The sequence below is a fragment of the Parachlamydia acanthamoebae genome (assembly GCF_000875975.1).
Taxonomy (GTDB): domain Bacteria; phylum Chlamydiota; class Chlamydiia; order Chlamydiales; family Parachlamydiaceae; genus Parachlamydia; species Parachlamydia acanthamoebae.
Genome location: NZ_BAWW01000039.1, coordinates 1 through 12,246, shown reverse-complemented (window position 1 = coordinate 12,246; position 12,246 = coordinate 1). Strand labels below are relative to the sequence as shown.

Here is a 12,246-nt window from a genome sequence, read left to right as displayed (position 1 = left end):
TCATTATTTCTAAAGCTTCTTCATATGTGTAAAACACTTCTGCCATCACAGTAATTATTGAAAATCACAATTTGAATATCTTCAATGCCGAATGGTATATTTTTCAGATATGGAAGAATGCTTATGCAATTATTAACTTGGTACAAAAGTTCATGAGCACTTTCTACAAGTATTTCACGTAATTCTTCTTTTGAAAGAGGTTGACGAGTATTAAACATTAAACAAATTCTTTCGATAAAATCACCGGTATTTATGACGTGAATCCCACAAAACTTGAGCTTATTGCCATATTTTTTTACAATTTTTTTTTCGGTTTTGCTAAGTAGATCCTCTATTATTAGATCTTCTTTTGGAATGGAAAAATAGTCTTTGGTGGGATAAGTGCAGCCAGTTGTAAAAATCAGCAATATAAATAAAAATATCATAAAGTACCAAGTCACGTAAGACTGGATTAAGAATCGTCGTTGCTCTTTTAATTTTCCCATCCAAAAAAAATCAATTAGAGGAATAAAATCTATCTGGCTTCTAGCTAGACAATTGAGCATCACCACAAATGTTTCATCAATTTTATTACTGCGTATCAGTGTTGCATTTTGGAATGCCTGTATCGTTTAAAGATGCCATTTTTATTTTTTCTAAGGCTTCTTCGTATGTTTCTTCCAAAAAGTATTCAATTTTTTTGGATTCTGGGCTTTGTTTTCTAATTGACAAAATGCCTTTTAATATCTGTACGCTTGACGTGTCAGGATAGTAGATCTCTATTCGTCTATCTTTATTTTCGTTGTATATGATGATTTGGGTTTCTTTAATCGTGAAAGGTCTTTTCACTAAAAAAGGTTGAATATTGGGATTGTTATTAATTTGATTTAATAGTTCAGTCGCGCAATCAATTACAAGGCTTCTGAGCTGTTCTTCGGAAAGTTTCTCGTGTGTATTAAAACATAAACCTAATTCTTTGACTAACCCATCCGGCATTGCAATAATCGTTCCGCAAGGGTATAAGTCGTGTTTTTGTTTAATTATTGTAGTTGCTTGGTTTAAAATTTGATTTAGATAAATGTTTTCTTTTGAAGCGCCGCTTAAAAATATCGAGCACTCAACTGTTATAGTGGTAATTAATGCAATAAAAATTAGTAGGATTTTCATGTTTCACCTGTAAAATATTTGTGTTTTTAATGTTTGTTTGTTCGTTTAATTTTCAAAGCTTTTTTAAAGCTTCTTCAAAGGTTTCTTGAGACTTTTCTTCAATTTTTAGTAAACCACGTGTCATTGAATCAAATAAAAGTAGTCCATTTTCTAAGCTAGCTGTTGAAGTATCGGGAAAAAAAATATCTCTATTTGTTTTGTCTTTGTTATGAATGACGATTTTAACGTTTCTAATAGTAAGAGGAAACCTTTCTACAAAAGGCTGTACGTTTGGATTCGAATTCATTTGGCTGAGAAGTTCCATTGAACAGTCTACCAAAATCTGACGTAGCAATTCTTTGCTAAAATTTTCTTTGGTGGTAAAAATCAAACCCGCACGTTCTATAATTCCTCCTGGAGAAGTTGTGGTTTGCCCTGCAAATGTTATATTATATTTAGAGGCAAAACGTATTCCTGTTTTTCGAATTTTATCTAAAAAGAGCTCTTCTTCTTTAAAATAAGGGGAACTTTCATAACTATTAAGGGAACATCCTTGAAAAACAAAAATCAATAAAGAAAATAAGATACATAGATATTTCATCGTGTTTTATTCGTTGTGTAGTTATCTAAATGCTATTTGCTTATTTTTTGTATACGGGGCTTATAAAAGAGAGATCAAACCAATCTGTGCTTGGATGTGAATCAAGGGTTTTTATTGTTCCTCGATTTTGTAGTGCACCAAGAAAATCAACTAGGGATGTGTGCTTAATTGTCATATATTTTTTCTAATGCCTCTTCAAAGGTTTCTTCTTGCTCTTTATCTACGCTTAAAAAACCTTGGGTCCAATAGCGATACAAGAGAATTCCATTCGTGATTGAAGCGGAGGACATTTCTGGAGTAAAGACATCTCGGTTATCTTTGTCTTTGTTGTATATTAATATTTTAATATTCCTAATGGTTAGTGGAAATTGTTCTACAAATGGTTGTACATTAGCATTAGAATTCATTTGAGCAAGTAATTCAATCGAGCATTCAACTAGGAATCGGCGAAGCATTTCTTTGCTAAAAGGCTCTCTTGTGGTGAAAACCAGACCTGCCCTCTCTAAAATTCCTCTTGGGGATGTAGCTGTTTGTCCGGCAAATGTTATGTTGTATTTAGATGCAAAATGTCTTCCTGTTTTTCGGATTTTGTCAAAAAAAGCTTCTTCTTCTTCATAATACGGCGAGTCATCCAAATAAGGGTAAGAGCATCCTCCAAAAATAACAATTGAAGAAAGCAGCAAAAAAAATAAATATTTCATAAAGTTTGCTTGGTTATGTCATTTTGTAAATGATCTTTTATTACGTTTTCATATGTAGGACTTGTAAAAGAATGATCAAACTACTCTGCATCAGGATGTGAATCAAGTGTTGTTATAGTTTTTCGATTTCTTCGTGCGCCAAGAATATCAACTCTGGGAACTAAATCTCTCCATGCTTTTGCTCGATAATGCTGAACATTGGCACAAATACTTTTGCTAATATAAGCTGCAGGGGCAATTGCTAAAACAAGAATTCTATTTCTCAATTCTTTGTTATAACTTAATAGTGCATTTCTTACATGAATAGCTCCTTGACTATATAATGCAGAGCTTCAGCGGACATGCCTGGCTTAATGTAATCTGTCGGAGCCATAGCAACAACTAAGACTCTATCTCTAATTGCTTGCGGTGAAGCTTTTAGCGCATTCTTTACAAGAACTGCGCCTTGGCTTGTGCAAAATTGAAGAATTTTTACTCCTGAAGGGGCTATTTCATGAAATTTTCTCCATTCATCGCATAGCAAGCGAAGCGAGACGGCGTCGTTCCAATGCCTATCCATCCAAGAAAGGCCTCAAAGACATCGGTAATTAAGTTTAATGTGATGTCTTTTTATTTAATTTTTCCATGGCTTCTTCGTATGTTTCTTCCAAAAAGTATTCAATTTTTTTAGATTCAGGGCTTTGTTTTCTGATTGACAAAATGCCTTTTAATATCTGAACGCTTGATGTGTCAGGATAGTAGATCTCTATTCGTCTATCTTTATTTTCGTTGTATATGATGATTTGGGTTTCTTTAATCGTGAAAGGTCTTTTCACTAAAAAAGGTTGAATATTGGGATTGTTATTGATTTGATTTAATAGTTCAGTCGCGCAATCAATCACAAGGCTTCTGAGCTGTTCTTCGGAAAGTTTCTCGTGTGTAGTAAAACATAAACCTAATTCTTTAACTACCCCATCCGGCATTGCAATAATCGTTCCACAAGGGTGCAAGTGAAATTTTTGTTTAATTAAGTTGGCTGATGCTTGTAAGATTTGGCCTACAAACTTATCGGCTGATGGCTTTAATTCCCATAAACAATTTCCAAAAATAGGAATAAATGTCGTAATTAATGTTAGCAAAATTTTCATATATCTTTATATCCTGAGTTAATGAAGGTGGCTACATGGTGTTTCAAAACTTTTTTATAAGAAGGACTCCTGAAGCTATGATCAAAGAATGCGGCATCAGGGTGAGATTGGATATCTACTATGGTATCCTTGGCTCGTATAGCTCCGAGAATATCGACTCTTGGTACTCCATCTCTGTAGGATGGCACTCTATAATGCACAACTTTAGCACAAGTATTGGGATCCACATATGCTCCTGGCGCAATTCCAACAACATATATACGTTGACGTAGGATTTTGTTATATGTGTTTAATCCATTGCGAATATGCAGTACTCCTTGACTATGGCCAATCATTAAAAAAAATTCATCTTGCTTAGCTATAGCAAAGTAAGCATTCCATCTATTGTGAAGAGCTTGTACAGGTTCTGTTTTATAGCCGCCTAATCCTAATAAGTATTCAACTCCATCCAATAGCAATCCTCTGGTTGGGTTATGAAGACCAGAAAATTTTTCAGTATTGTCTCCTTTTCCAATATGACCTAAATTTTCTTTTGCATTTGCAAGCGTTGTATTAACACCAAACATGCAACATATTGCGACATGAGAAGTATCTGGATTAACCCTATCGGTCAAATCATAATTTTGAACAGGCTCACTACTAGGAAAGAGTGTTTCAAATGCGGAAATACCACCTTTTGAATGAGCTACTACTTGTTCTTCACTTCTTTCTCTGGACTTACTATAATTAGTAACATTTGTGGTAATTCTATCGCGCGTTTTTCGCTCATGTCGATCGTCAGCCCAATCAAATCCCCACAGACCGTAGAGATCAATATGTGTGAGCGGGCTATTATTGACATATGCGTAGAGATTGGGTCCTGCATCGAAGCTAAGAGGGTCAGCGGTGATCCATCTTGCTATCTTAGGATCGTAGTAACGTCTCCCAAAATATATGAAACCAGTCTCAGGGTCATATCGTTTAGAGCTGAATCGCCAGGCCGTAGTTGGGTTTTTCGTAGCACCGGATGCATCTAGAGTGACTTCTTCTCCAAAAGCCGTATAGCGATAGATGTCGACGGGTTCTCCTGAAGTATTCAGCAAGACTTGCGTATTTCCTGCGAAATTACAAAGGGGAATGTAGGTTTCTCCTCCGATTTCTAATGCAATGGAAGCTCCAATTTCTGCCCCTCTACCACTTCCAAGGACGCGTAATTCCTGCATGTTGTAATCTGCATCACAAGAACCGATCTCATTTTCCCCTTGGTAGAGAAAATATTGCTTTTCCTCGGCTGTCCATTCATTTGTGAAGGGATCCCATCGTGCGGCTTCTTTACAAAGGCGTCTATTTAAGTCATCGTACACATAGGTAAATCGGTTATTTTCCGTCGTGACAGAAATTAAGCGATCCCAAGCATCGTAGGCATATTTTTGATCATACTTCTCGGCTAGATTGCCATTGCGATCGTAGGTATAAGCACCCAATTTGTCGCCTAAGAGTTGATTTAGAGAATTATAATCAAAGATTTGTTCGTCTTTTGTAAATCGATTTAAGAGCGAGTCATGTTGATAGGTATGTGAAGAAACGGAATCTTCACGGCTAAGTTGGTAAAGGTGATCATAGCTGTATTTACATGGAGTTTCACCTATGGGATCTTTAAACAGCTGTGAGGTCAAATTTCCTACGGAATCGTACTGAACATCTAGCTCACTAAAATAAGAGGACTGTATCGAGCGATGTCGATTGAGCAAGTCGTAACTTTGCGTAACGGTTCCTAAATTGAAGGGGAGTTGCTTTTCCCTAAGATTTCCGCCTAAATCATATTGATAGGTTTGCTCGTATTGCTTTTCTCCTGATGATGAGAGCCTTTTGACTGCAAGGAGATCAACGGCATTATACATATAGACGATTGAGCTTTGATCTGGCAAGGTGGTTGCCAGAAGTCTTCCTTGTCGATCGTACGCGTACGAGAGTTTGATTCCATTGCCTAGTATTTCTTCAATGAGATTGTTGTTACTGTCATAGGTTTTTTGACTTTGCGTTTGATGAATTAAATCCTCTACCAAAATGGGGATATCATTCAAATTGTAAGTGTAGGCATAGCTGATGGTTTGGTCTGTTGATGTGACTGTTGCTAAGCGGCCTTTGGCATCGTAGGCATAGGCGATTTGATTTCCATCTGGCTTGTATGTGACGACTTTCTGGCTGCAGTTATTGTAAGCATGGCAGGTGGTTTTTTGCTCTGGAGTTCCGACAGCTTCTATGCAGCTTGTCATTTGACCGATCGGATCATAGGTCCATTGCGTTACGACTTGTCTATCATACGCATCTAGCTTAAAGACTTTTTCTTGTGTCTGGATGAGCTGTCCGGCACCGTCATAGAAAAAATCTCTTTCCTGAATGACTTGACCCATTCCATTCTTTTTCTGAATTTTGGCAGTCTTTCCACGCGCATTGCCTATGCTAATGGTGACATTTCCTTGAGGATCAATTGATTCAGAATAGGGGACGACCATGTTATAAGCATCTCGATAGTCATATCGATAATTGATCAAGGTGATGTTGTTGTCCGGATCGACGATTTTTGTGGGCTGATTATTAAAATCATAAGTGAAATATGTTGTTCCCACACCGGCATCTGAATAGGTGCTGACTTGTAATTTATTGCCGCTGGCATCATAAACATAGGTTTGTTTGCGCAGGATATTTCCTTGATCATCTTCTGTCCTTTCTGCAACGATACGATCTTTTGAATCATATTCAAAAACTTCTAATGTATAATCGCCTGAGGTGTCTCCGTAAAATGTTTTTACGGTATCTTTTCTTCCAAGAGCATCATAAGTGTTGTAAATCGCTGCATCTGCTTTTATGACGGCTTTAGGGCGTCCTAAACGATCATATTCGTAGGAAGTGACGTGGCCTTCCGCATCGATTTCCCGAATCAGGTGAAAGGCAGAGTATTCTTTGGTATGAATGCCGAGGCTTTCTCCTGTGGAGGCAATGTATTCGATTTGGATGGGACGTTTTTGATAATCATGGCTATAACGGGTGGTCATCCCATTTTTATCGATAGTTTCTTGAAGGGTTCCATCTAAATTGTAGGTCATCCTCTCAGAGGAACCGTCGGGATAATTGATCTCAAAGGGCTTGCCTCTGATGGTATTTTTTTGATCGATAGAGTATCCGTTGCCATTCGTTATTTTAGTGATATGACCTAAGGCATTGTACTCGATCCTTTCTTCAGGCCTAAATAGCTGTCCATTAGCAGAAGGAATTGAGGGATGGGTTGTTTTGACAAGGCGATCAAATCGATCGTATTCATAATGGGTTTGATTCCCATACCAGTCTGTGGATGAGATGCGATTGCCTCGCTTATCATATTGATGCCTAATGATATAGCGTTGATTGGTGCTGTGATCGACGGTTGTAGCCGAAGTTAGTCTGCCCACACAATCGTAAGAGTATTCCACGTGGAAGGCCTTATTTGGACCTTGTTCATAGACTAGTTGATTGAGTTCATCATATTGGCGTAATGTTTCTTCTCCGTTTGCATTGACGGCTCGAATGATATTTCCGCGTGCATCATATTCCCAATGCAAGCGATAACGTAAGTTGTCTCCAATGTCATAATGATGTTGTTCATAGAGTTTTCCGATGGAGTTATGGAGATTACGAATTCTTTTTACACAAATTTCATTCCCATTGGGATCAGTGTAAATGAGTTTTTCTTCTTCTGTGAGACCAAATGGAGCTTGGGTTCTTTCGGAAAACTCACGAATAATGCGTTGTGTTGCGTTGGTTAGATCATTTTTAGTATCTGTTGTGGCGTCATCGATAATTTCTCGAGTCAAAAAGCCACGGCTATTATATTCATAGAAATTGCGTGATTTAAGAGTGGAGTTGTCATAGGAAAATTTGGTTTTGAGTAAGTCTTTATCTTTGTAATAAATATAAACGTTTTTTTGGGGGCCTTCGGTTTCGGATAGCTTTAAATTAAACCGATCATTACTGAAGGTTCGGTAAATGGTGTGAGATTCACATCCATTTTTTATAGTTTTTCCATCGCTTCCAATATTTGGCGAAATCGTATTTTTTCCTGTTAAATTTCCGTGGAAGGCTTCTTCAATGGGGTTGCCTGCGGAGTCGTAATTAAATGAGTGGATGATGCTAAATGCATTTTCTGGTCCTGAGATGGTCTGAGCAATCACATTTCCTGCGTCGGCGTCTTTTCCCCAGTATAATCTTTCTTTTCGATAGGGATCCGAGCGATCTCCGTAGTAGTCGAGAGCTGTAAGACGTTGAAATTCATTGTAATAATAAATGGTTTTGCTAGAGTTAACGTCAAAAACTTCGGTTCGTCCACCTAGGTTTTCTGCGTTAAGGTAATATTGAAAGCGATAGGTTTGGATGGGTTGATCATCAGCTCCCACAGGCTCTGCAAGGGATTTTACACGAAATCTTTGACGGTCATGCGACTTAAGAACTTTGCCGTCGCTGACGGGGTCATTTTTCATCCAGTAATGGATATCCGTATAACGCGTGAATGATAGCCATCTTCTGCTAATACGTGGAAAGCGATCATATTTCCCATTCTGGTATTCATAATGCAAACTTAAGCCATCTGGCCGATCCACTTTCTTTAAACACCACTCTCCATTAATTTTGTAAAACAGGTAATGAATGTGGCGTCCATCGTCTAGGTTTACATTAGTGCGACAGTGGATATCGTATTTTTCATAGGTAAAGCCAAAACCTGTTAAGTGTTGGGTGCCACTTTTTAGGGAGCAATATGCAATTTCATGGTCTTTGTTGTAATCGTAGTATAGAAGATTTCCATTTGGAAAAGTGGTGCGTTTTAGGAGGTAATTGATATTATGAGAATGATCGAGTTTCTTGTAGAGATGGTGTAATCCTGAGCCATCATAAAGCCTGTAGTGTCTGATTCCTCCCTCTTTAAGTTTACTACGGGTTAAATATGTATTTTTTGTATTCGTGCGCCCGCTAATCTCTCCTTTTCCACAATTTGTCATTCCTTGATCGATCGATTGCTTTGAGACATAGAATTTTTCATCATTTTCTTGTCTGCGTTGGAATACCGTTAAGGCCCCTTGTCCCTCATTTAAAGTGACGGCATTTCCTTGTTGCTTTTTTATGCGAGTTAAGTGGTTGAGATTCCAACCTAATTCAAGGGTTCCATTTTTATTAAAGGAACTGCTGTATGAGCGTTCAAACGTTATGGGGGTGGGGCCTGGAATAACTAAATCAACTTCATATAAGGCCAAATCCCCTGTAACCGCATTGACCATTCCTCCCACAAAAGCATTGGGGACACCTGAAAAATTGGCTTGCGTCACACGTGTTTCATAATCTTCATTTGATTTTGGAAGAAGTTTTACCTCTTTAAATTCTTCCGAAAAGAGAGGAAATACAGTGAGAAATAAGGGAAGAAGTAAGCGAATTAATCGATTCATGAAGTGCCTGTGAAGTTGAAATTCTTCAAATGGCACAATTTTATATTAAATTTTAAAATTGGTGTCAATAAAAAATATTTTTTTGTAAATGCAACGTGAAAATGTCACCACTTGTGCAAAGTAAAAATGTCACCATCTGAAGTATTCTATTTGTCAATTACAAATGGGAACAGAAATGGCGAGATTGGAATTATCAAAATAGCAAATGGAAGAACCTAGCCTGCTTGATCAAAGTCAGGCCAATGAGACAAAAATCTGCCAAAGATTTTGCTAAATGGATCCGACAACATTGGAGTATCGAGAACAAATGTCATTGGGTAGCTGATGTGATTTTTTGAAGAGGATTACACTGACAGATAGAGGAAACAGTGCAGAGAATATGAGGGTGTTTCGTCGCTTGGCAATGAACATGGACTGTAGTGAAGGATCCAGAAAGAGGACTGGCTTCAGTGAGGAGAGCGGCAATTTTTGGTACAGGATATTTACAGGGAATTTTGGCAATGTTTTTCTATTCAAAAGCATCAAAAAATTTTAGTTAAAAAGCCCTGTTCAGATATCAGACAAGACAAATAAATAAAGCATTTAGCTAAAAAAGCTCGTTCCATTTGGGTTTAAAATATTCGGCAACCCCTTTTACTCCTGCTTGAGTATTTTTATTCAAATTTTTATAGCATTCACTATCAAATTGGTTTCGCCTGATCCAGATGGAAGCTATAGATTCTCAACATGAATTTAAAACCACGGATTTTCCTCATTTTTTTGCTATTTGTATTAAAGCGTTTAAAGCTCTACTGTCATCAAATTAAAATAAATCCATTGCGGCACCGCCTCTTTCGGAAGCAGAACCATTAAGCAATAATTTTATTAGTGAATTAAGGCGTTCATTCATAAATCAATCTCATCTATAAATATGTTCTAAAGGGATATGGGTTCCCATATCCCTTGCCCCCATATTTGATGTAAATGGATTAATATATTTCACCCGCTAAGTCGAGCATCAAATCTTGGGAGATTGCTACCTGACTGCAATTGCTCTCGAAAGCTAGGCGTGTCGTCAATTAAGTCATATCACAGAAGCTGCTAAATAAATGGCGGATAAAAAGTTTCGAACAGTTTTATCATAACGAGTGGCAATCCCTCGGTATTTTTTAACTTGGCAAAAAAAATTCTCAATAAGATGCCTAGAATTATAGAGATGCTTGTCATAATCTCTCAGTTCTTTAGCATTACTCTTTGATGGAATTACGATGCCTTTGCCAGCCTTCTTCAATGGAAGAATTATCCTGTCTTCGGCGCTAAATGCTTTATCAGCAATAACAATTTTAGCCTGGATTTCAGATAGTTGTAGATCAGCTCCATCTAGATCATGAGCTTTCCCTGGAGTTAAAGCAGAACTGGTCGGATTGCCTAAAGCATCTGTTGTAGCATGAATTTTGGCGCTTAGCCCTCCTTTGCTCTTTCCTATGGCTTGGTTCTTCGCTATTGCACCAACACTATATTGATGCGCTCACACAATTGTAGAATCAATCATCACGTATTCATTATCGGCATCAGTGGCTAAATATTTGAACATTTTTTCCCAAATATCGCTCGTAGCCCACCTGCTCCATCTTCGGTGGATATTTTTCCAATCTCAAATCTCTCTGGCTAGTCTCTAAAGGACATACCTGCTAGATACCGGTAGAGCACCGATTCAAGATTATCTTTAACAATACACCCAACATCCCCTCTCGTCCAGGCAATAAATCTTTGATCCGTTCCCATTGATCATCTCTCAATAAACAACTCCTTGAAATCGTTTAGTTTATTCGATATCTACATGATCTAGTCAATCACTTAATTGACGGCACACTGTAGTTAAAGTCTTACTTTTTATTTTTTTTGAACGATTAATTCAATAGAGCCTTTTTCGAGAGAATTGTATTCATCTAAATTAAAATAATAATATTGAGGGACATTTTCTTGAGCTAAATTCAAAAGGTGATTTGCCAAAGATTTTAAACCTGATGAATTTGCTATTACAATAACTACATTATCTTGGAACTTAACTTCAATTTCAGAATCAGGCTCCCACTTATATATAAATCCATCTTCACCATAATCTGGCACTTCTAATTTTATTTCCATTTTTAATCCTTCTTAATCAGTTAAATAAATGTGAGCTTTTCTGCCAACTTTGACCTTTCCTGTTTTAAGATTTGGAACTAAAAGTTCAAAATTAACATGAGGTCCTCCTGAGTGTTTTCCTAATAGGTCATTTAACCCCATTCTAAAAACTCTTTTGCCATCTGCTGATACAAATCTCCCACTTCCTGCAATTGCTTCTTTATAACCGATTCCCAAAAATTTTTCTGCCATTTCTAAGACTTTATTTGTTGGTAATCTCATCCCATTCTTAAGACCAAGTTCACTTATTGCATCTAATGTTCTAACCGTACTTTTTTTCGATAAAATTGTTTTTTGGAATAAATGCTTAGTAGCTGTAATAGTGTTTGTTGCTGTAGGTGAAGTTATGGCTGCTGCTTTTGCAAGTAAGACATTTGCCTCCGCCGTTGCTGCTTTTCTAAATCCCTGCGACGCAGTTTCTAGTATTTCTGCTTTCAAAATTTTTTGCATTCCTTGCAGCATCACTCTTTGTGTACCTTTTTTTAATGCAAAAGAACCTAGGTTATAGGCTAACCCAGCGCCGCTATACAGCAATGCGGCATCCGCTGCTAAAAATATTCCATCGACAGTATATTCACCTAATTTGCCAGCAGAATAATTATCGTAACATTCCCCATTCAGAATTTCTGGGGGAGCATTTGAATAGTCCTTTGTAAGTCGGTTATAAACACCCTTAATAAAATTTTTGCTCGCCTGATATCCAGTTTCTCGATCTTGCATTTCTTGTAATGTCTGCTCTTTTTCAAATTCAGACCACTCTGAAAGACCAAATAAATCAATACTAGTTAAAGGACTGTTATTTACATATGCATATAGATTAGGTCCGGCTTCATAACCAAGGGGATCAGCAGTGATCCAACGAGCTATTTGAGGGTCATAGTAACGTCTGCCAAAATAAATCAGGTCCGTTTCTGGATCAGTTCGTTTGGAACAAAAACGCCAAGATGTTGTCGGATCTTTAGCATCCCCAGATGGATCAAAGATGGTTTCTTCTCCGAAAGCCGTGTAGCGATAGATATCGACAGGTTCACCTTTAGAGTTTAAAAGAACTTGAACATGCCCTGTAAAGTTAGTTA

The 12,246-nt window shown here is 37.4% G+C and carries 9 protein-coding genes and 1 pseudogene; all 10 read right to left on the bottom strand.

Translation table 11 applies throughout. The annotated features are described in order from the left end of the window. Positions 1 to 20: 20 nt before the first annotated feature. The gene (locus AOM43_RS08160; protein ID WP_226987461.1) at positions 21 to 545 is read right to left on the bottom strand and encodes a hypothetical protein; all 525 of its coding nucleotides are present in this window, start codon (positions 543 to 545) and stop codon (positions 21 to 23) included. 25 nt (positions 546 to 570) lie between these two features. Further along, positions 571 to 1,146, bottom strand: a complete 576-nt coding sequence (locus AOM43_RS08155; RefSeq protein WP_059359830.1) for a hypothetical protein — start codon at positions 1,144 to 1,146, stop codon at positions 571 to 573. Between the two features lie 52 nt (positions 1,147 to 1,198). Beyond that, entirely contained in the window at positions 1,199 to 1,696 is a 498-nt protein-coding gene (locus AOM43_RS08150) for a hypothetical protein (RefSeq protein WP_226987455.1), read from the bottom strand. A 194-nt stretch (positions 1,697 to 1,890) separates the two neighbouring features. Further along, the gene (locus tag AOM43_RS08145) at positions 1,891 to 2,427 is read right to left on the bottom strand and encodes a hypothetical protein (RefSeq protein WP_006341774.1); all 537 of its coding nucleotides are present in this window, start codon (positions 2,425 to 2,427) and stop codon (positions 1,891 to 1,893) included. A gap of 295 nt (positions 2,428 to 2,722) precedes the next feature. Beyond that, positions 2,723 to 2,986 carry a hypothetical protein gene (locus AOM43_RS08135; protein ID WP_036746369.1) on the bottom strand — a complete coding sequence of 88 codons (264 nt, stop codon included), beginning with the start codon at positions 2,984 to 2,986 and terminating at the stop codon, positions 2,723 to 2,725. A gap of 34 nt (positions 2,987 to 3,020) precedes the next feature. Next, positions 3,021 to 3,554, bottom strand: coding sequence for a hypothetical protein (locus tag AOM43_RS08130; protein ID WP_059359825.1), 534 nt, complete (start codon positions 3,552 to 3,554; stop codon positions 3,021 to 3,023). Next, a complete protein-coding gene (locus tag AOM43_RS08125; RefSeq protein ID WP_059359823.1) occupies positions 3,551 to 9,004 on the bottom strand; it encodes an RHS repeat-associated core domain-containing protein in 5,454 nt (1,817 codons plus the stop codon). The genes AOM43_RS08130 and AOM43_RS08125 overlap by 4 nt, the downstream gene beginning before the upstream one ends. 1,063 nt (positions 9,005 to 10,067) lie before the next feature. Next, positions 10,068 to 10,800, bottom strand: a pseudogene (locus tag AOM43_RS13065) (IS5 family transposase). A gap of 76 nt (positions 10,801 to 10,876) precedes the next feature. After that, a complete protein-coding gene (locus AOM43_RS08115; RefSeq protein ID WP_006341986.1) occupies positions 10,877 to 11,131 on the bottom strand; it encodes an Imm32 family immunity protein in 255 nt (84 codons plus the stop codon). Between the two features lie 12 nt (positions 11,132 to 11,143). Continuing rightward, the coding region (locus tag AOM43_RS08110; RefSeq protein ID WP_161792764.1) for an RHS repeat domain-containing protein at positions 11,144 to 12,246 on the bottom strand (1,103 nt) is incomplete at its 5' end.

Coding starts and splice junctions, on each gene's coding strand:
- AOM43_RS08135 (WP_036746369.1), bottom strand. CDS start 2,986: ATGGATAGGCATTGGAACGACGCCGTCTCGCTTCGCTTGCTATGCGAT.
- AOM43_RS08115 (WP_006341986.1), bottom strand. CDS start 11,131: ATGGAAATAAAATTAGAAGTGCCAGATTATGGTGAAGATGGATTTATA.
- AOM43_RS08125 (WP_059359823.1), bottom strand. CDS start 9,004: ATGAATCGATTAATTCGCTTACTTCTTCCCTTATTTCTCACTGTATTT.
- AOM43_RS08160 (WP_226987461.1), bottom strand. CDS start 545: ATGCTCAATTGTCTAGCTAGAAGCCAGATAGATTTTATTCCTCTAATT.
- AOM43_RS08145 (WP_006341774.1), bottom strand. CDS start 2,427: ATGAAATATTTATTTTTTTTGCTGCTTTCTTCAATTGTTATTTTTGGA.
- AOM43_RS08155 (WP_059359830.1), bottom strand. CDS start 1,146: ATGAAAATCCTACTAATTTTTATTGCATTAATTACCACTATAACAGTT.
- AOM43_RS08130 (WP_059359825.1), bottom strand. CDS start 3,554: ATGAAAATTTTGCTAACATTAATTACGACATTTATTCCTATTTTTGGA.